We start from the raw sequence: 18,641 nt of genomic DNA, 5'->3' as shown, positions 1-18,641 counted from the left end.
CTTGCGGGAGGTCCGAATGGCAGTATTTCACATGGTAATGCGAGGCCGCGAAGCCTAGGTCTCACCCGGCGTCCGGCGAAGGTTTGCCCTTCGCGCCGATGCCGGGCCGAGTACAGGCTTCTGCCGATGCCGGTCGCCACCCGATATCCAGGGCGCGCCGCCACCTATGCCGAACCTCCGCAGCCCCGGGCGAATTGCCCAGCGCGGTTTTCAATTTTCGACTTTACCGGGACCGGGCACGTTTGCGCCCGGATGACATCATGGCTCGTTTTCGAATCGATCTGCGCGCTAGCGCCTTTCGCAGTGTTCTTGGCTTTACGCTCAGCCACTGGCGACGCCAGCCCTGGCGGCTTTCGCTGATCATGGGCGGCTTCCTGCTGTCGACGCTGGCCGACGTCTTGACGCCGCTCTATTCCGGCCGGCTGGTCGATGCCGTCGCCAGCAATGCGGCGGCCGACAATGTCGCGTGGAATGCCGCGATGGCAGCCTTCTTCGCGCTCATCGGTCTCGCGCTGACCGGCGTGGTGCTGCGCAACCTCGCCTTCATGGGCATTGTCGAGCTGACGCTCAAGATGATGGCCGACATCGCCGCCGACGCGTTCCACCGCGTGCAGCGCTTCTCCACCGACTGGCACGCCAACAGCTTTGCCGGATCGACGGTGCGCAAGATCACGCGCGGCATGTGGGCGCTCGACCTGCTCAACGACACGATCCTGATCGCGCTTTTGCCGTCGGTCGCCATGCTGATCGGCTCGACGCTGCTGCTCGGCTGGTTCTGGCCGCTGATGGGGCTGGTCGTGGCAGTCGGCTCGGTGCTGTTCATCATGGTGACGGCGCTGCTGTCGCTCGGCTATGTCGCGCCCGCGGCACGGCTTGCCAATGGCTGGGATACGCGGCTTGGCGGCTCGCTTGCCGATGCGGTGAGCTGCAACGCCGTGGTCAAGGGTTTTGGTGCCGAGACGCGCGAGGAGACGCGGCTTGCCAAGGTCGTTGCCAAATGGCGCGCGCGCACGCGCCGCACCTGGGTGCGCGGCACCATCAACGGCACCACGCAAGGCGCCATGTTGCTGGTGCTGCGGACGGCGGTGATCGGTCTGTCCCTGATGCTGTGGACCTGGGGCCAGGCGAGCACCGGCGATGTCGCCTTCGTGCTGACCTCGTTCTTCGTGCTGCAGGGCTATCTCAGGGATATCGGCACGCATATCCGCAATTTGCAGCGTTCGATCAACGACATGGAGGAACTGGTCGATTTCCAGTCGCAACCGCTTGGCATCGAGGACCGGCCCGGGGCTGCGCCGATCCGGATCACGCAGGGCGCTATCCGCTTCGACAACGTCACCTTCCACTATGGCAGTCATCGGCTGCCGCTCTACCGCGACTTTTCGGTGGAGATCGCGGCCGGTGAACGCGTCGGGCTGGTCGGTCATTCGGGCTCAGGCAAGACGACCTTCGTCAAGCTGATCCAGCGCCTCTATGACGTCAGCGGCGGCAGGATCCTGATCGACGGCCAGGACATCTCTCAGGTGGCGCAGGCGTCGCTGCGCGCCCAGATCGCCATCGTCCAGCAGGAGCCGATCCTGTTCCACCGCTCGCTGGCCGAGAACATCGCCTATGCCCGTCCGAACGCCACGCAGGCCGAGATCGAGCATGCCGCGAAGCTCGCCAGCGCACATGACTTCATCACCAGCCTGCCGAAGGGGTACGGGACGCTGGTCGGTGAACGCGGCGTGAAACTGTCGGGCGGCGAGCGTCAGCGCGTGGCGATCGCGCGTGCCTTCCTGGCGGACGCACGCATCCTGATCCTGGACGAGGCGACATCGAGCCTCGATTCAGAATCGGAAGTGCTGATCCAGCAGGCGATGGAGAGGCTGATGGTCGGCCGTACAACGCTGGTCATCGCGCACCGGTTGTCGACGGTGCGAGCGTTGGACAGGCTGCTGGTGTTCGATCGCGGCAAGATCGTCGAGGAGGGCTCGCATGACGAGCTGATCCGGCTGAAGGGCGGCATCTACCGCCGCCTGTTCGAGCGCCAGGCACTGGAACTGACCAAGGGCCTGGTGGTCTGAGCTGAAAGCAGAGCCCTGTCCGAGGGGATAGGGCTCTGCTTGGTTCATCCAGGCATTCTCTCGAATGGTTGGAGCACGGGATCGATCGTGTCCCAGGCGTGGCCCCGAACGGTGTAAGTGACCGCCTGCGGGTTGAACTGGCCGGGATCGTCGAGGCTGGTCGCGTTGATCGCCGTCACCTCCGGCATGGCGACGAAGGTCACGTATACCGGCGTTCCGCAGGTCGGGCAGAAGGCCTGGATTTTCTCGTTTCCGCTGTCTGCGATCATCCGCCAGGTGCTCGGCTGGCCGCTGATCTCAACGTCAGCGCGCCTGCCGAAGGTTACATAAGAGCCATGACCCGTGCCGCTGCGCTTCTGGCAATCGAGGCATTGGCAGTGATTCTGAAAGATCGGCTCGCCGCTCGCCTCATAGCGGATCGCGCCGCAGGCGCAGCCGCCGGTAAAGTGCCTGGTCATTGTGGTTCTCCTGCTGGAAACTTGCTTCAGGCCGATTTCGGTTTGGCGAACAGGTCGATTCCGCTGCCGGTTTCGAGGAAGGATTTCATGCTGGACAGCACGGCCGGCCAGCCCTGGCTGATGCCCTTGGCCATGCCGCTGCCGGCCTCGAGTTCGTCATGGCTGACGGTCAGCTTGACCATGGCGTCATATTCCTCGATGGCGAAGGTCACCCGGCTTTGTTTGGTCGGGTCATCGGCTTGGGACGCGTTGGCCCAGGTCATGACCAGACGGGTCGGCGGCGAGATCTCGACCACCTTGCCGACGAGTTCGACGGTGCGCTCGTCATTGGCGCGGATGTGTTCCCATTTCGAGCCGGGCTTCCAGTCGGAGACGTTCTCGTGGGCCCAATAGCGCTTGGCGATATCGGGCTTGGTGATGGCCTCGAACACCTTTTGCGGCGTCGAGCGGATGTAGGTCACATAGACAAAACTGGTGGTTTCTCGGGTCATTGGTTGTCTCCTTCGAGTTCCTGTTTCAAGTCGTGCAGCAGGCTCAGCCGCTGCCGTTCGAATTTGCGCACCCACCGCTCGTAGACTTCATGCAGCGGCACGGGGTTGATGAAATGCAGCTTTTCGCGGCCACGCTTGACCGTGCTGATCAGATTGGCCGCCTCCAACAAGTCGATGTGCTGGGTCGCGGATTGCCTCGCCATGTCGAGGTTTTCGCAAAGCTGGCCCAGCGTCTGTCCGTTCTTCTCGCACAGAAGATCGAGCAGCTTCCTGCGTGTCGGGTCACCCAGCGCTTTGAAAACCTTGTCGGCGTCCATCGGTCTCACTCATCCTGCAATACAATATGCAGGTAAATACCTGCATGTCAAGCGCGGCTGTCGATGTTAGGCTGAAATGAGGTAGCCGGCGTTTCGGTGCCGGATGAGAGATGGTCATGTCATTAATTGCGCAGTTTTTGATATTGGCGTATCGTACTTACTGACAGGAGATGTGCTATGAACGTGTCATTGGGAGATCGCTGGGAGGCGTTCGTCGCGGAAATCGTTAAGCGCGGCCGCTATGGTTCGGCGAGTGAGGTCGTTCGCGAAGGCTTGCGTCTGGTCGAGGAGCGCGAGGAAAAACTGAAGGCGCTGAGCGCCATGCTCGACAGGTCATTTTCTCAAGGCGGTGAGGCTTCGGAAGACGCCATCGATGCCGCTCTTGAAGCCAAGGCTGAGGAACTGGCAAAGGCGGGTTTCTAAGCCATGCCACGCCTGCGAATGCTGCCGTCGGCACAGGCTGACCTTGTTCATTTGCTGGAGCACATCACCCACGAAAGCGGCAACCTGCAGATCGCTATGCGATTTGTCAGCGCGCTGCGGCAGAAATGCCGCGACCTGGCGACCTTGCCGGCGACCATCGGCCGGGCACGCCCGGAACTACGGCCAGATGTGCGAAGCGTTCCGTACCGGGGTTATGTGATCTTCTTCCGCTATCGCGAAAACTATCTCGAGGTGGCCAACATCATAGAGGGACATCGTGATATTGACGCACTATTCGCGGAAGACGATGGCGACGCATGAAGTAGCGGCCGGCGGCAAGCGTTAGTGTGCCGCTAGAAGCCCTAGCGCCGTGTCTAGGTTTTAACGACGAATTTGTCCGGATCGGCGCAGAAATGGGCGATGATCTGGCAAAGATCGGGCTCGTTGATCATGCGCACGGCCTCGGCCGCGTTGACCCATTTACGGGTGCGCGCGCGCTTTTCCTTCCAGCGGTCGGAGACACGCTCGACCTGCATTGGAAACACCAGCACTTCGCAAGGCACTTCCTCGCCGGACGCCAATGCCTTGGCGTAGAAGTAACGGCCAGCCTCGAAATGAGAGATCTTGCCGCGCAATCCGGCTTCCTCGCCGGCCTCGCGCGCCGCGGCCTCGCAGAGCGGTTCCTTGGCCTCGGGCCAGCCCTTGGGCAGCACCCAGCGGCCTGTGTCGCGGCTGGTGATCAGCATGATTTCGATGCCGTTTTCGGTGGTGCGCCAGGGTAGCGCGGCAACCTGAAGACGGCACGGCGCGGTGCCGAAGAGTCGCCGGACCCTTTCGGCCATATGGCTGTGCGTCGTTGGTCTCGTCAGCATCGGAGAAGCTACCCCAGCCCTCAGAATCGTTTGCCGTCACACGAATCTTACGGCGAAGTGTAAGTCATAAAAGTAAAAAACGTCACACCAACCCGTCAAAATCCGCCAACAGGTGTCGATCCAACAGAATATTGTGTCTTACGGCGCCAGTTTCCACAGCAAACCGCGCGGGCCTTGCCACTTGGGCGGATAAAGGGGTGCTGCGAATCAGCCGGCGTGATCGTCGGCGATCGGCTTCTGGTAGGTAAAACCCATATCCCAGGGAAAGTAGATCCAGGTGTCCTGGCTGACTTCGGTGACAAAGGTGTCGACCAAAGGCCGGCCTTTCGGCTTGGCATAAACCGTGGCGAAATGCGCCTTGGGCATCATGGCGCGCACGATGCCGGCCGTCTTGCCGGTGTCGGTGAGGTCGTCGATGATCAGCACGCCGACGCCGTCATCGGTGAGCAGGGCGGGCGTGATCTCCTTCAGCACCTGCAACTGCCCTTGGCTGGTATAGTCGTGATAGGAGGCCACGCAGACCGTCTCGATGACGCGGATGCCAAGTTCGCGCGAGATGATGGCGGCGGGAACCAGTCCGCCACGGGTGATGCAGACAATGGCTTTCCACTGACCCTTGTTGGCGCCGGCAAGCCGCCAGGCGAGCGCCCGGGCATCGCGGTGGAACTGGTCCCAGGAGACCGGAAAGGCTTTTTCAGGAAGAGACATGGTCGCGCACTCCGCAGGGCGCGCAAGCCGCGCGCAGTCACGATGGAATGCGCGCGGAATTAGCTGGAAAGCCTTGGTCTTGGCAAGGGCCGCATCGATTGTAGGTTTAGCGCGACAGGAAAGCCGCCACCGGCACGGTGCGCAACACGGTGCGTGTCACGCCGCCGAACAGAAGCTGGCGCAGCCAGGAATGGCTGTAGGCGCCGAGCACCAGAAGGTCGGCGCCGGTTTCTGCGATCCGGGTCTGGATGACGTCATCGATCGAGGCATTGCCCGACTGCTGCACCGAAACACTGACGGTGGCGCCATGCCGGGAGAGCGCCGCGGCGATCTCCGCGCCGGCTGCCTCCGGATTGTCGTCCAGTGTATCCGGCGGATCGATAACAAGAATATCGGTCTTTTCGGCTTCGATGATGAAGGGCAGGGCGTCGAAGGCGGCGCGTGCGGCTTCCTTGCTGCCGTTCCAGGCCAGCAGCACATGTTTGAATGTGGTGACGAGTGGACCCTCATGCGGCACCACCAGCACCGGCCGGCCGGCATCATAGACCAGCGTGTCGACATCGGCGCTCGGATCGCCGCCGGTCTCGCGCTGCGCGGCGATGATCAAATCGGCCGCGCGTACGCTGGAAATGCCGGTCAGCGCACTGTCGCCCGAAAAGCTCTCGAGGCTGCGCCATTCGAAGGAAAGGCCCGTTTTTTCGATCCGCCCGAGGAAAAGCGCCTGCAGTTTTTCGGCGCGCTCGCGATTCATGTCGGCGGAGACCTGCAGGAACTCGGTGTCGGGAAAGCCGGTGGCGGAAGTGTAGGGCACGGGCAGCGCTTCGGCATGAATGCCGATGAGGTGGCTCTCGAACCGTTCGGCAAGCGGGATGGCACAGTCGAGCACGCGCTCGGCATCCTGTTCGTTCTGCAATATGGCGACGATGGTCTTGAAGCGCATCGGAAATCCCTCAAATCTGCCGGCGCCAGATGCGCCCGAGGGAAAACGTCAGAGTATGGCGCTTGGTTCCGGCTCGGCGACGGGCCGCGAACCCAGCTCAGCTGGCGGCGGTGAAGCCGGCCACCATCGCCTCAACGTCCTTGCGCGCCGAATCCAGCGCCTCCTGGCTGCGGGCGCGGACGACCAGCTCCGTCCAGAATTTGCCGTCGCCATATTTCGGGTAGGAACCGATGATCGTGTCGGGATGCGCCTTCTGGATGTCGCCCAAGGGACCGCCGATCAGGCCTTCGCCGAACGGGCAATGGACGGTGGCCGACAGCATCTTGGTGCCGGCCTTCAGCGTCGGCACGACATTGTCGAGCATGGCCTGGAAGATCGCCGGCACGCCGGCCATGACATGGACATTGCCGATGCGAAAGCCGGGCGCGACGGAGACCGGGTTGTCGATATGGTCGGCGCCGCGCGGCATGCGTGCCATGCGCTTGCGCGCCTCGGTGTATTCGATGCCGCGCGCGGCATAGCTCTCGCCCAGCATGGCATAGGCCTTGGCGTCGTATTCGCATGGAACACCAAAGGCCTCGGAGATCGAATCGGCGGTGATGTCGTCATGCGTCGGGCCGATACCGCCGGTGGTGAAGACGTAGGTGTATCGAGCGCGCACGGCATTCACCGCCGCGACAATCTCGTCCTCCTCGTCGGGGACGATGCGCACTTCCTTCAGGTCGATGCCGATGGCCGTCATGATGTCGGCGAGGTGGCCGATGTTCCTGTCCTTGGTGCGGCCGGACAGAATCTCGTCGCCGATGACGAGCATGGCGGCAGTGACGATTTCGGGCATGGAAGGCTCCGGTGGAAGGTGCCTCAGGGCAGACGGATCGCCTGGGCAGACAAGATCGCCTGAGATAGCGCGACATGGGGCGGGCGGCAATGCCGTCAGAAGCCGGCAGGCTGCCTTGCCGTGCGTCCGGCGGTGGGTGATGGTGTGCGCCGGTTCGCTCCCGGGTGAAACATGCTGGTATCGATTCTGCTGTGGCTCTTGGTCGGCCTGTTGGTGCTGGCTCTCGTCATCGTCGCCTGCCTGGTGGCGGCGACGCTCTGGATTGCGGCCAAGGCCGAAAGACTGGTGTCGGCCAGCGGACAGTTCGTCGAGATCGACGGCAACCGCATCCACTATGTCGAAACGGGCGAGGGGCGGCCGATCGTGTTCGTGCACGGACTTGGCGCGCAGCTCCACCAGTTCCGGCACACGCTGTTTAGCCGCTTTGGCCCGGGCTACCGGCTGATCGCGCTCGACCGGCCGGGATCGGGCCATTCGGTGCGGGCGAGAGGAGCCACCGGCCGATTGCCGGAACAGGCCGAGATCGTCAGGCGCTTCATCGAAACGCTCGGGCTGGAAAGGCCGCTCGTGGTCGGCCATTCGCTGGGCGGCGCCGTCACGCTGACCCTGGCGGTGGAACATCCCGAGGCGATTTCCGGCATCGCCTTGCTGGCGCCGCTGACGCATCTGGAAGCCGGCGTGCGCGAGCAGGCGGGCCTGCTCTATATCCGCTCGCGGCTTTGGCGCCGGATCATGGCTTATACCGTCGCTGTACCGACGAGCCTCCGATATGCGCGGCAGACCCTGGAGTTCATCTTCGCGCCGCAGGCCGTTCCCGCCGACTACATGGTCCATGGCGGCGGATGGCTCGGGCTGAGGCCAAGCCATTTCCATGCGACCTCCACCGATTTCGTGGCGGTCGAAGAGGATCTTGGCCGCATTGAGCAGCGTTACGGCGAGATCGCCATGCCGGCCGGTATTTTCTTCGGGAGCGCCGACCGCGTCATTGCAATGCGCATCCACGGAGAGCCAATGAAGGATAGGATCGGCGGGCTCGATTCCGAGACGGTCGATGGCCTCGGCCACATGCCGCAATTCGCCGACCCGGACCGCGTCATCGCCTTCATCAAGCGCATCGCCGAGCGGGCATTTTTGCCATAGGCATCACCACGACCTCACGACAATTTCACTGAACCATTCGGCGGATATCCAGATTTACTCCGTGTCGCACCCAAGGCGGCAGATACGGAGTAATTCAATGTACAGGAAACTTTTCGCACCATCTGTTCTGACGATCGGTCTCGCCACGTCGGCGATGGCTCAATCATCTGACGGAACCTCCTCCAACCATCGCAGCTGGTGGCCGTTCGGCAACGAGCGGTCCTCGACCGTCGACCAGAGCACCACCGGCAGCATCAATGCCGACAGCTCAGGCGGCCAGGGCTATATCGGTCCTGCCGGGCCGTGCGCCTCTGACCCGTCAGGACCCTACGGAAATGTGAGGCCCAACGTGAACGATCAGTATTGCGGCAAATAATCGACGCAGACTCTCGACTGACCGGCAGGATGCCTGAAACAGGCATCCACGGCCGGCAACGATATCAAACAACCAAGGATTAGTCGGAAACTTCGGTCTGTGGCCGATCGCGGCCGTCGGCCAGTTCGTCGTGCCACTTGCCGTCGGCATCCTCGTACTGGATGCCGTCTGTCGCGCCGGCGACCTGCTGCTCGGCAGAGGCGATCTCGGCGGCGCGCAGAGCGTCCTGGTGGGTGGGGAATGTCTCCGAGAATGTCGAACCGACCTTGTAGGCCCAACCCCCGTCATGCTCGACGATCTTGTAAGTCAGCTTCGCCATGAAATCCTCCGGTTCGTCCGTTCGTTCTATGCGGCCGGTTCTTCAATGCAATTTGGCGTCGGGCAACCGGTCTTCGGGAACCAGCACTTCCGATTCCTTGGCCGCTTCGATCAAAGCCCTGCGCGCATCGGCCGTCGAACGATAACCTTCCAGCACTTTGAGGCAAGTGTCGAGAGCATCACGATGGCGCGGGCCGCGATTGAGCGGCCAGACAGTCATCAGACACTCCGCCGCTTCCTGGGTGCTGCGGATCTGGCGATATTTGCCGACGTGGCCGAGTTCGACCACGACGGGCGTTTCAAAAGGTTTGTTATCCATGATGGCCGCAACGCAAAGCAGCCAATTTGGTTGCAAAAGTGGCAGTCAGCCTGCGCCCAAACGTCTCATAGGCCTCTCAGTAGCCGCAGTCGTTGCGCAGCCAGCGCGCGTTGGCCCAGCCGGTCCGGCCCTTGAAGTCGATCTGGTACCAGTTGCCGCGACGGTCGAAGATTTCGGTGTGGTCGCCGTTGAACAGTTGGCCGATCATGCGCGACGACGAGTTCGGCCGCGCGCGTACGGCAAGAAACCCGCTGCCTGAGTCCAGATCGTAGTGCCTGGACAGGCCATGCACCGTACCTTCGCAATATTGCGCGCCAACCGGAGATAATGCAGCGAACGACAGCGCGACCACCAGAGCGGCGGCCGCGGGATAGAGTGCCCTTGATACCATGACTTTGCTCCCAACCCGGCCGCAAAGGCGACCTTACCCCACGGAAACAGTGTGGGTGGATTAAAGCGAAGCTGCTGCAGCCTGTCCAGCGAATGCGTTTTTGCGCATCCGTCGGTGCAGCCTGCTTAGACCTTCATCCAGTGCTGCATCGTCGTCACCGAGCGGGCAAGCTGCGGCGCCGGATGAATCGTCTCGGCGAATGTGGCGGCAGCGCGCCAGCCCCAGCGCGGATCGGCGAGGAAGGCGCGGGCCAGCGCCACCATATCGGCGCGGCCGTCGGCGACGATCGCCTCGGCTTGGCCCGGATCGTCGATCAGGCCGACGGCCCGCGTTGGAATGCCGGCGCCCTTGCGCACCGCTTCAGCCAGATGCACCTGATAGCCGGGGCCGGTCGGCAGCTTCTGCAAGGGAGAATTGCCGCCACTCGAGCAGCAGAGATAGGCAATGCCCAGCGCTTTCAACGCCTTGGCCACCTCGATCGCGTCCGGTCTTTTCATCGATCCTTGACCACGCCCTGTCAAAGAAGATCGCGTCAGAAATAACACGCGTGCTCGCAGCAGATGGGGTGGTAGTTTGGCGCGACATCCGTTACCCAAACCCGTGGAATCACCATACAAGGGCTATGACGAAGCCGCTAATCCACGATTTGTTTCGCACCATGAAAGCCGAACTCAAGACGGTCACACTCATGCCACCCATTGCAGAACGGCTGGGCCGATTGACGGACGTGTTGTATCCCCTCTTGGTGTCGATACCACCTCTTAGATCGCACTACTTTGGGCTTCTGCGGGCGACACGGTCGATGCCGTCACGGTCGAACTCGTGAAAACGTTTCGTCGACCCAAGGCACCACGCAGCTCGTTGACACGTCGACGTTTGATACTTCTCTGGGTAGCGACTACAACCTCTTGAAGTCGGCAAGCCCTAGGCGCATCCGCTGGCCTTCCGCGAAGGCTAGAGCGAACGATTCCAGTTCGAAGGATCGGGTTAGTTCTTGGTCATCCTCGACCACGCGGACGAACCATTCGCCGCAGGCTTCGACCACTTCAATGCACGGCGATACCTTGCCGGCAGGCTCCACGCTATCCATCGCAGCCTCCATACGAAAGCAGTGGCAACGTCGCGTTTTATAAGTCTGCCGAAACCGGCCTTTCAATAAAAAAAGATGGTACGGAAACGTACAAAACGGCATCACGCATCCTGGCAGGACGGCAAGTGGCAAACTCGCCGGGCGAAGACCCCCACGACCTCAAGCCCGGCGAGCCTCACAAACCTGATCAGAGTACGCGATCAGGACCGGGGTCAGCCGGCAAACCTGCGCTGCAAGATTGATGCCGACAAATCTCATTCGAAATGGCACAGGCTCACATCTGCGCGCCAATCAGAGAATTGGAGGAGCCGCTATAGCCTCATTGACCATAACACCACCAGTGCCACCACGATACCGACCAAACAGTATGCGACCCAGACGCTGGTCACGGGTCCTGCTTAATCTGCAAATCGTGCTGCACGTGAGCGCACCTTACCGCTGCCCTTCGGCGCCGCCGTGAAGATATAGGCCCATCCGCCGGCGGTTCTTCATTGCCTCCAACATGACTTCGAACACGCTGCCTACGTCTTCGCTGGTGGCCGCCTCAGAAACGGCTTCTTGGTCGACTGGCCGTCAAGATTCTTTATCGCCGTTTGGATTTGGCGCCGGCGCCTCGCGCACATCTCGCGGTGGCGGGTCGATATGTTGAGGCTCCGGCGATGCGTCCTTGTCCGGACGGACTGGCGCCTTCCTCTGCATGCCCAAAGAACCGACATAGCCGCTTCTTGTTCCCACACACGCTCTGATATTTTAGCAGCAGCGAAACAAAGTCCCCGCTCCCGCGTTGAGATTTCGTCCACAAAGGGGAGAAACTCGCAAATGGATCCGGCAACTGCAGCAATGATGGTTCTGCTGTCGTGCAGTCCAGGCCAGGCTGTCTGCAAACCGCTCGATCCGTCACCGGCCAAGATGTTCGTATCCCTTGACGAATGCCGGGTTGCGTTGGCCAACAGGCTCGCAGGCGCCCCCAACGGGGAGATCGTAGGGCGATGCAGTCCGGTCGACCCATCCGCTACAGGTTCCCTTCCCGCGGGATACAGGACGGTTGTCGTCACGCGGGGCAAGGGCGCGAATGCGGTGAGCAGTCGCTACATCGTGCTGCACAAAGACTGAAGCCCGCCACCGTGAGGAAGCCGGCACGGCCGCCCGAGCTACTCCAAAGGCGGCTCTTCGCTCGGCGGAGTCAAAACGGTAATATCCATTCTGGCGATTGTCGACGCGGCGCGCCCCTGCGCACCAGGATCTGTGTCGCCACTTTCTGCCACCATAGCCTTGGCGCGATGTCCTACGCTATCCGCGCTTTTGCCTGGAGCAAACACTTCGCCCGGTTCTGTCTTTGCGGGTTTCGGTTGAGTTTCCGGTGCCTGCCGATGTTGATTGCCAATCGCCGAGACCATTGATACCTCCGCTGATGAGGCCATGACCTTACCTGTCAAGGCTGTAGCGAGCCTGACCATTCTAAACTGCCGGCCACCGTGAGGCGGCGGACTTCAAGTCGCCAGCGTGGGCAACTGTCGTGCCGATAGGTGAGCTCCCACGACGTCGATGTTGGGATATCTCGTCGGTTCAACCTCAGTCCCCTTGATGCCGCATCGGTTTCGCCCGACAATAGGGAACAATTTCGCCCGCCATGTGTTACGCAGTTATGGACTTTGCGGACCCCGGACCCAGAATGGCAGTTGATCTTCTGACGATGCGAGTCGCCGATGCCGAGCAGCGCATCAAGCAGACCGAACTCGCGCTGGTACTCAGCGAGAAAATGGTGGCTGAGAACCTCGCCGCATCCAGCAGGATACGATCTGCGCGGCGGCGTGTCGTGAAATCCGGTCTGACGACAATCGACCCAACAGCGCTGAAACAGTTCGCACAATAATCGCACTCCACTGCGGATAATGTGGGAGAGGTTGTTTGCAGCCCTTGGCGGTGATCGGCCAATACGTCGCAGGAACCAAAGCGTTCGGCAGGGGTTGGTGTTCCGAAGGGATCGCAACCAAAAGGACGCGGAACAATGGACCTGATGAACTTGGAACTGGCCAGAGCGCGACAGAGCGTCGGTCGGGCAAAGTTGGATCTCGAACGCGCTGAAAACTTGCTCGATGAAGAGGGCGGCGTCGCCGTGAACCTCGCCTTGTGTTGCCGAATTCGCTCTGCGCAACGGCGCGTGGTCGAGGCTAGGCGGCGGCTGACGAAGATCGATCCCATCAAGGCAAATTGACCGATGATCGCGACCCTGAACCCCGAAATCGCGAGAAGTGGGCCCATCTATCGCCCGGCGCAACTCGCGCTACTCCGGCATCAGTTGATGCAACACTTCGAAAGCACCGACTCTGCGGCAAGGCAGGTCGAGGACGAGCTGGCCAAGCTGTCCAAAGCAACCGCTACAGATCGGCAAGCGCCCCACATCTGAAACGGGCAGGTCACCCGAAGCAGTTGCCTCAAATGTCGAGATAGCCGGCAGCGACAAGCATAGCCTTGTATCATCGGGCAAATCGGCTGGGCACACGGCTGAGGTAGCCGGAGGCGCCAATATCCCAATGCGCGCCCAGTGCAACTTCCGGACGACTAGGCGACCGGGATTCGCGGGTCAAGCCCGATAATGCGCGCGCCGAAGTGGAGCCGTGGTTCAGCCCGAAAGCGGATTGAGTCTCAGGTGCTGGATCAGAGTTTTATTACCCACGACGTCGCTCCAGTCGCATCAATCGCCGATTCCATCGTCACTATGCATCGCGGTTCTGCGCTACGGAGCCAAGGGCAAGGTTCTCACCAGCCTTTCGTGCGACCCAACAGCGTTTGCCCATCCGCAGCGCTAATTCGGAACAACCAATGACAATAACGATAGATGGCAACGCCAGCTGGCGCGACATCGCGCAGGTGAGCGAAGGCGAATCCCTGGCGCTCAGTCCGGCAGCGTGGGAGAGGATCGCCTTTGCGAACCAGATCGTCGCTTCCATCGTCGAAAAAGGCATTCGCGCCTATGGCGTCAATACCGGGGTCGGCGCATTGGCAAGCAAGGTGGTGGCGCCTGCGCTGCAAAAGAAACTGTCGCGCAACATCATTCGCAGCCACGCATGCGGTGTCGGTGACCTGGTGCCGAGACGCGGCGTGCGCGCCATCATTGCCGCTCAAGTGGCAAATTTCGCGCATGGCCATTCCGGTGTAAGCCCCGCAATCGTCCGTAATTTGCTCACCTTTATCGAGCGCGACTGCATTCCCGACGTGCCATCCAGGGGATCGGCCGGGTATCTGACGCACAACGCTCATGTGGCACTGGTCTTGATCGGTGAAGGCAGTGCAACCGTGGCAGGTCGCTCGATGAGCGGACTGGAAGCGCTTGCCGAAATGGGTCTGGAGCCCCTGGAGCTTGGCGCGAAGGAAGGCTTGAGCCTCGTCAATGGAACGGCGTGCGCGACCGGCCTGACCAGCATCGCCGTGCAGCGCGCGGAGCGCTTGCTGGGATGGGCTGACGCCGCGGCCGCTTTGACGCTTGAAGCCGCAGGCGCACAAATGCCGGCCTTCGGCGAGCAGATCCTGGCGATGCGGCCCTCACCCGGCATTCAGGATGTGGGCAAAGCGCTGCGCGGCTGGCTTCACGGCAGCGAGCTCATCGCGCTTGCTCACGGCAGTCGCACGCAGGACGCTCTCAGTCTTCGCGCCGTGCCGCATGTTCATGGCGCCGCCCGCGAGGTGTTGGACCGGTCCGCTGAGCTGGTTGACCGTGAATTGGCTGCCGTCACGGACAATCCCGCGGTATTCGGGTCGTTGAACGATCCTCAGGTTGTCTCGGAGGCGCATGCGGTGGCGCCGGCGCTCGGACAGGCCGCCGATGGCCTGACGATCGCCTTGGCGCAGGTGGCCGGTATGAGCGAGCGTCGCATCGACCGTCTCGTCAACCCACTCGTCAACAATCTGCCGGCCTTCCTTGCCGATGAGGACGGCAGCAACTCCGGCTTCATGATTGCCCAATACACCGCCACGTCGCTGAGCAACGTCAATCGCCGCCTGGCCGCGCCGGCCGCGACCGACGGTGGCGTCACATCCGGCCTGCAAGAGGATTTTCTGGCGCATCCAACGGTGGCAGCCAACAAGCTGCTCGCCGTTATCGACAACGCGGAATACATTTTGGCAATCGAACTCATGGCCGCCGCGCAGGCCCATGATTTTCTGGCCGAGCGCGGTGCACGCGCGCCCGGCACCGACGCCATCTACCGCATGGTCCGGGACAACATAGCGCACTATGCCGACGATCGGCCTCTATCCGGGGACATGGAGGAATTGCGCAACTTCATCCGCGAAGTGGACGTGCCACCCTGTCCGCAGCCCACCGAGTGAGGCCCGCCGAGCTTCGCGGAGCTAAGCCTTCAGCGGGTACAGTTTCAGGTGCTGGATCAGGATGATCGTCTTGGCGTCTATGATGCGGCCGTCGGCTATGCCGGCGAGCGCCTCGTCGAGCGGCATTTCGAGCACCTCGATGTCCTCGCCCTCTTCCGGTGCGCCGCCGCCGGCCGAGATGCGGTCGGCAGGTGAATAGCGCGCCACGAAGAACCACAGTCGTTCGGTCACGCTGCCCGGGCTCATATAGGGCGCAAACAGCCGCTCGATGTTCTCTAAGTGATAGCCGAGCTCTTCCTCGGCCTCCTTGAGGATGGCGGTTTCCGGGTCGTTTTCGTCGAGCAGACCGGCGCAGGCCTCGATCAGCGGTTCGCGGTGGCCGGTGACATAGGCGGGATAGCGGAACTGCCGCACCAGAAGAACCGTCTGGCGCTCGGGATCGAAGGGCAGGATCACCGCGCCGTCGCCACGATCGTAGGTCTGGCGAATCTGCGTCTCCCACTGCCCGTCGCGCCGGCGATAGTCGAGGATGGTCTTCTTCAGGACCGCCCAGTCATCGGACAGGACTTCCTCCGAGCGGATACGGATGCGATCTTCCATGATGAACTCCATGCTGTCGGCGCCATGGCGTAACCGCGAACCGTTTTTCGCGCAACCAGGACGGCAAAGCTTCACCGTCTCGTGTCTGGTGCCATCAGCTGCCATCGCCTAAATAGCTGCAATCCCTTCCCCGGAGTTTCCTGATGACCGCAGCGCTTTTCCAGCCGATCACTCTCGATGGCCTGACCTTTCCGAACCGCATCGCGGTGGCGCCGATGTGCCAATATTCCGCTGATGACGGCTCGGCCAGCGATTGGCATCTCTACCACTGGATGAATCTGGCCATGTCGGGCGCCGGCATGGTCACCGTCGAGATGACGGATGTCGAGCGGCGCGGCCGCATCACCCATGGCTGCCTTGGTCTCTACTCGGACGACAATGAGGCCGCCGCCCGGCGCACGCTGGATGCGGCCAGGCGCGTCGCCGCGCCGGGAACGAAATTCGGCATTCAGCTTGCCCATGCCGGCCGCAAGGCCTCGAACCGAAAGCCTTGGGAAGGCGGCGGGCCGCTGCGGCCGGGCGAGGATCCCTGGCAGACCGTCTCGGCCTCGGCCATCGCCTATGACACCGGCTGGAATGTGCCGCATGCGCTGGAGGATGAGGAAATCCTGCAGCTCATCGAACGGTTCACCGAGGCCGCAAGGCGGGCCGAGCGCGCCGGCTTCGACTTCCTTGAGCTGCACGCCGCGCACGGCTACCTGATCTTCCAGTTCCTGTCGCCGCTTTCCAACCGGCGCACCGACCGCTGGGGCGGATCGCTGGAAAACCGCATGCGTTTTCTGCTTGAGATCGCCAAATCGGTGAGGAAGGCCGTTCCAAACCTGATGCTTGGCGCACGCCTGTCGGTAAAAGACTGGGTCGATGGCGGCTTCACCAGAATGACGATAGCGCCACCGCCGGCCCGCAAAAGGGTGGTGACGACCAGGGTGAGGATTCCGATGATGCCAGCGGTGATATCGGTGAGCACCAGACCGGCGAGCATCAGAGTGGCGAGCATCAGAGTGGTGAGCACCAGAGCGGTGAGCATGCCGGTGGCGAGGGCGGCGGCAGCGGTGGCGAGGGTGGTGGCGACGGCGGCGGTGACAGCGGCGGTGACGACTGACATAGGCGGCTTAGCCGGACACCCGAAGGACCAGTTGCCCCAGATGTAAGCTTCGGCTAAATTATCTTGCGACGAGAATTCAAACCCTTACCCTCGTCAATCTGTGACGCCCGCTGGCTCCCTGGCGGGCTTTTCTTGTGAGGAACCTATACCGGTTTTCCGTGGTTGAGGGTTCCGATCGCGTTACCACTGATCACTTTATACCCGCCAACATCAGTAACGCCGTCGCCACGTCTATGACGCTGCACGCAGGCTTGTGCGGGAACGTCGCCTGGTCCTGGGTCGGGCCGGTTCCGCTGCCACGCTGCCAACACCAATGGCGCCCTCACGTTCCCTTGCACTCGTTACTTTGTGCAAGCGCTCATATGGCAACAACCCTTTGACGCGCGCACTGAGCGCAGCGATTTCTCCCCGCATGTCCTCGCATTCCTGCCTCTGGACATCGGACTGCATCTGTTCGGAGGCGTACTGGACAGAGAGCTGCGAGAGGTCCGCAGTCAACCTCGAAAGGCTCAGCTTATCAGCTTCGCTCTCTTTCATGAGATCAGAATACCTTTCATCTGCAACCTGCTTTTCGGCCATGGTATCGCTCCATTGAGCCGTCAGCCTGGCGATCTCACCGGATGCTTCGCTTGCCTTGCTCAGCGCCACGTCCAGTCGCGATTGAAGGCTTTGAATTTCAGAACGCAAGCCGCGTATCTCCGCAAGAGTGCGTGCGCGTTCGGCTTCCCTGTCATCTTCCGTGATGCGTGCGGCTTCTGTCATTTCCGACAATTTCGCCTGCATGATCTCAAGCGACTTCTGCAGCCGCGTTTCCTCTTTCTCGCTCTTGCCAAGCGCAGCCAGCAGTTCCGAATGCCGCGCCGCGTCGTTGGCATGGATGGTCGATAGCTCATCGAGCCTGCGCCGCGCCTCAGCTTCGCGCTTTTGTGCCTTGTCGAGGTCGATCGAAAGCCTCACATGCTTTTCCCGCAAAGTGTCGTTTTCCCGTGAGCGCCTATCGGCCTCGGCCGTTCTCACCGAAAGAGCTTTGGCAACCTCGCTGAATTCCGCTTCCCGCTTTGCGCTGGCATTGGCTGCCTCCACCAGTTCCAGCCTTACTGCGGCCAGTGCGCCGCGAAGAGCGTCCCTGTCCTGAACCAGACTCGCCTCACGCTGCTGCATGGCACCGAACGCGCTCTCGTGCTCGCGCTGCTTCCTCGTCACATCGTGCAGTTGTTCGGACAGGACCTTCTGTTCCGCAGTCAGGTTGGCGTTTGCTATTTCCAGTTCGTTGGCGCGAAAGAAGTCTGCTTGAAGGATGTGGAAGAATTCGCGTGTGTAGTGGTGTGAGGTTGCAACCTCCAGAAGCTTCGCTTTGACTTCCTCCAAATGCTCCTCAGCATCGTCGAACAGCCTCTCAAAAGAGCCCAAAGCATCGAGCCGGCTCTGCGTATGCGAAGTCAGCTGTCGAGGAGCTTCAACGGAAACGCCCTCAAGTTGAGGGGCATCGGTCTCTATCGCGAGGTCGTCTTTCGGGACACTATCGTCCTGCGATGGAGCCATATCGTCGAGGCTCAGGGAGTTGTTCAAGGCCTCGGCTAGCTCTATCTGGAGTTCCTCGGCAGCCTTTTCCACTTTGTCATAACGTTTGATAAAGTTCGGCAAATTCATATCAAGCACTCCCTACGCAACATAACCTTTTTCGACGCCACTTTAAGCCACCTTTAAGGCGAGAGGTTCATGCATTTGAAGGGCAAGATGCTGGAGTGATTACAACGCTATCCGTGGATATCTAAGATCTTCGGATATATCCGTCACCTGACCTCAAGACACGCTGACCGAAACAGGCACCGGCGGGGCCTTCTGCGGTCAGGACAGATC

The 18,641-nt window shown here is 61.5% G+C and carries 23 protein-coding genes and 1 pseudogene; 10 read left to right on the top strand and 14 right to left on the bottom strand.

What is annotated here, in order from left to right; translation table 11 throughout:
- The first annotated feature begins 260 nt into the window (after nucleotides 1-260).
- Nucleotides 261-2,066, top strand: a complete 1,806-nt coding sequence (locus ACYHH6_RS23980; RefSeq protein WP_352585879.1) for an ABC transporter ATP-binding protein — start codon at nucleotides 261-263, stop codon at nucleotides 2,064-2,066.
- 44 nt (nucleotides 2,067-2,110) lie between these two features.
- On the opposite strand, the gene ACYHH6_RS23975 is transcribed toward ACYHH6_RS23980, so the two are convergent.
- Genes ACYHH6_RS23975 through ACYHH6_RS23965 form a run of 3 tightly spaced genes read right to left on the bottom strand, consistent with a single transcriptional unit; the run spans nucleotide 2,111 to nucleotide 3,332 of the window.
- Complete coding sequence (locus tag ACYHH6_RS23975; protein WP_112567250.1) at nucleotides 2,111-2,524, bottom strand: GFA family protein; 414 nt, start codon at nucleotides 2,522-2,524, stop codon at nucleotides 2,111-2,113.
- 26 nt (nucleotides 2,525-2,550) lie between these two features.
- Nucleotides 2,551-3,015 carry an SRPBCC family protein gene (locus ACYHH6_RS23970; protein WP_352585881.1) on the bottom strand — a complete coding sequence of 155 codons (465 nt, stop codon included), beginning with the start codon at nucleotides 3,013-3,015 and terminating at the stop codon, nucleotides 2,551-2,553.
- Nucleotides 3,012-3,332, bottom strand: coding sequence for an ArsR/SmtB family transcription factor (locus tag ACYHH6_RS23965; RefSeq protein WP_112567254.1), 321 nt, complete (start codon nucleotides 3,330-3,332; stop codon nucleotides 3,012-3,014). Before ACYHH6_RS23965 ends, ACYHH6_RS23970 begins: the two co-directional genes overlap by 4 nt.
- Nucleotides 3,333-3,509: 177 nt before the next feature.
- On the opposite strand from ACYHH6_RS23965, the gene ACYHH6_RS23960 reads away from it, so the two are divergent.
- Both ACYHH6_RS23960 and ACYHH6_RS23955 read left to right on the top strand, forming a co-directional pair.
- Nucleotides 3,510-3,755 carry a type II toxin-antitoxin system ParD family antitoxin gene (locus ACYHH6_RS23960; protein WP_192251095.1) on the top strand — a complete coding sequence of 82 codons (246 nt, stop codon included), beginning with the start codon at nucleotides 3,510-3,512 and terminating at the stop codon, nucleotides 3,753-3,755.
- A gap of 18 nt (nucleotides 3,756-3,773) precedes the next feature.
- Nucleotides 3,774-4,076, top strand: coding sequence for a type II toxin-antitoxin system RelE/ParE family toxin (locus tag ACYHH6_RS23955; RefSeq protein ID WP_352585883.1), 303 nt, complete (start codon nucleotides 3,774-3,776; stop codon nucleotides 4,074-4,076).
- A gap of 53 nt (nucleotides 4,077-4,129) precedes the next feature.
- On the opposite strand, the gene ACYHH6_RS23950 is transcribed toward ACYHH6_RS23955, so the two are convergent.
- The 4 genes from ACYHH6_RS23950 to ACYHH6_RS23935 all read right to left on the bottom strand — a co-directional run bounded on the left by ACYHH6_RS23950 (nucleotide 4,130) and on the right by ACYHH6_RS23935 (nucleotide 7,113).
- On the bottom strand, nucleotides 4,130-4,627 hold the full coding sequence (locus ACYHH6_RS23950; protein WP_352585885.1) for an NUDIX hydrolase: 498 nt from the start codon (nucleotides 4,625-4,627) through the stop codon (nucleotides 4,130-4,132).
- Between the two features lie 207 nt (nucleotides 4,628-4,834).
- The gene (gene gpt, locus ACYHH6_RS23945; protein WP_112567259.1) at nucleotides 4,835-5,335 is read right to left on the bottom strand and encodes a xanthine phosphoribosyltransferase; all 501 of its coding nucleotides are present in this window, start codon (nucleotides 5,333-5,335) and stop codon (nucleotides 4,835-4,837) included.
- A gap of 106 nt (nucleotides 5,336-5,441) precedes the next feature.
- On the bottom strand, nucleotides 5,442-6,275 hold the full coding sequence (locus ACYHH6_RS23940) for a universal stress protein (RefSeq protein ID WP_352585887.1): 834 nt from the start codon (nucleotides 6,273-6,275) through the stop codon (nucleotides 5,442-5,444).
- 97 nt (nucleotides 6,276-6,372) lie between these two features.
- Nucleotides 6,373-7,113, bottom strand: a complete 741-nt coding sequence (locus tag ACYHH6_RS23935) for a competence/damage-inducible protein A (RefSeq protein WP_352585888.1) — start codon at nucleotides 7,111-7,113, stop codon at nucleotides 6,373-6,375.
- A 171-nt stretch (nucleotides 7,114-7,284) separates the two neighbouring features.
- On the opposite strand from ACYHH6_RS23935, the gene ACYHH6_RS23930 reads away from it, so the two are divergent.
- Nucleotides 7,285-8,253: an alpha/beta fold hydrolase gene (locus tag ACYHH6_RS23930; protein WP_352585890.1), complete on the top strand. Its 969-nt coding sequence runs from the start codon at nucleotides 7,285-7,287 to the stop codon at nucleotides 8,251-8,253.
- A 97-nt stretch (nucleotides 8,254-8,350) separates the two neighbouring features.
- On the top strand, nucleotides 8,351-8,629 hold the full coding sequence (locus ACYHH6_RS23925) for a hypothetical protein (RefSeq protein WP_352585892.1): 279 nt from the start codon (nucleotides 8,351-8,353) through the stop codon (nucleotides 8,627-8,629).
- A gap of 79 nt (nucleotides 8,630-8,708) precedes the next feature.
- Here ACYHH6_RS23925 and ACYHH6_RS23920 read toward each other — a convergent pair whose 3' ends face one another.
- From ACYHH6_RS23920 to ACYHH6_RS23900, 5 genes and pseudogenes are all read right to left on the bottom strand, one after another.
- On the bottom strand, nucleotides 8,709-8,948 hold the full coding sequence (locus tag ACYHH6_RS23920) for a DUF2188 domain-containing protein (RefSeq protein ID WP_112567278.1): 240 nt from the start codon (nucleotides 8,946-8,948) through the stop codon (nucleotides 8,709-8,711).
- 42 nt (nucleotides 8,949-8,990) lie between these two features.
- Complete coding sequence (locus ACYHH6_RS23915) at nucleotides 8,991-9,269, bottom strand: DUF982 domain-containing protein (RefSeq protein WP_032891817.1); 279 nt, start codon at nucleotides 9,267-9,269, stop codon at nucleotides 8,991-8,993.
- A 73-nt stretch (nucleotides 9,270-9,342) separates the two neighbouring features.
- A complete protein-coding gene (locus ACYHH6_RS23910; protein WP_352585894.1) occupies nucleotides 9,343-9,657 on the bottom strand; it encodes an SH3 domain-containing protein in 315 nt (104 codons plus the stop codon).
- A 125-nt stretch (nucleotides 9,658-9,782) separates the two neighbouring features.
- A pseudogene (locus tag ACYHH6_RS23905) lies at nucleotides 9,783-10,145 on the bottom strand (oxidoreductase); the annotation flags it as partial.
- A 410-nt stretch (nucleotides 10,146-10,555) separates the two neighbouring features.
- On the bottom strand, nucleotides 10,556-10,747 hold the full coding sequence (locus tag ACYHH6_RS23900) for a hypothetical protein (protein ID WP_352585896.1): 192 nt from the start codon (nucleotides 10,745-10,747) through the stop codon (nucleotides 10,556-10,558).
- A gap of 1,672 nt (nucleotides 10,748-12,419) precedes the next feature.
- On the opposite strand from ACYHH6_RS23900, the gene ACYHH6_RS23895 reads away from it, so the two are divergent.
- From ACYHH6_RS23895 to ACYHH6_RS23880, 4 genes are all read left to right on the top strand, one after another.
- Nucleotides 12,420-12,620 (top strand): hypothetical protein, encoded by a 201-nt coding sequence (locus ACYHH6_RS23895; RefSeq protein WP_352585898.1) that lies wholly within the window; start codon nucleotides 12,420-12,422, stop codon nucleotides 12,618-12,620.
- Nucleotides 12,621-12,755: 135 nt separating this feature from the next.
- Nucleotides 12,756-12,962 (top strand): hypothetical protein, encoded by a 207-nt coding sequence (locus ACYHH6_RS23890; RefSeq protein ID WP_112567296.1) that lies wholly within the window; start codon nucleotides 12,756-12,758, stop codon nucleotides 12,960-12,962.
- Nucleotides 12,963-12,965: 3 nt separating this feature from the next.
- Nucleotides 12,966-13,154: a hypothetical protein gene (locus ACYHH6_RS23885; RefSeq protein ID WP_352585900.1), complete on the top strand. Its 189-nt coding sequence runs from the start codon at nucleotides 12,966-12,968 to the stop codon at nucleotides 13,152-13,154.
- Between the two features lie 416 nt (nucleotides 13,155-13,570).
- Nucleotides 13,571-15,076: an HAL/PAL/TAL family ammonia-lyase gene (locus ACYHH6_RS23880; RefSeq protein ID WP_352586162.1), complete on the top strand. Its 1,506-nt coding sequence runs from the start codon at nucleotides 13,571-13,573 to the stop codon at nucleotides 15,074-15,076.
- Nucleotides 15,077-15,097: 21 nt separating this feature from the next.
- On the opposite strand, the gene ACYHH6_RS23875 is transcribed toward ACYHH6_RS23880, so the two are convergent.
- Nucleotides 15,098-15,676: an NUDIX domain-containing protein gene (locus ACYHH6_RS23875; protein ID WP_352560870.1), complete on the bottom strand. Its 579-nt coding sequence runs from the start codon at nucleotides 15,674-15,676 to the stop codon at nucleotides 15,098-15,100.
- A 143-nt stretch (nucleotides 15,677-15,819) separates the two neighbouring features.
- On the opposite strand from ACYHH6_RS23875, the gene ACYHH6_RS23870 reads away from it, so the two are divergent.
- The gene (locus ACYHH6_RS23870; RefSeq protein WP_352585901.1) at nucleotides 15,820-16,827 is read left to right on the top strand and encodes an oxidoreductase; all 1,008 of its coding nucleotides are present in this window, start codon (nucleotides 15,820-15,822) and stop codon (nucleotides 16,825-16,827) included.
- A 185-nt stretch (nucleotides 16,828-17,012) separates the two neighbouring features.
- On the opposite strand, the gene ACYHH6_RS23865 is transcribed toward ACYHH6_RS23870, so the two are convergent.
- Nucleotides 17,013-18,431 (bottom strand): coiled-coil domain-containing protein, encoded by a 1,419-nt coding sequence (locus ACYHH6_RS23865; protein ID WP_352585902.1) that lies wholly within the window; start codon nucleotides 18,429-18,431, stop codon nucleotides 17,013-17,015.
- Nucleotides 18,432-18,641: the final 210 nt, after the last annotated feature.

Source organism: Mesorhizobium sp. P171375 (assembly GCF_057786075.1).
Note: the sequence above shows the minus strand (reverse complement) of the source record. Positions and strands in the feature narration are given on the sequence as shown.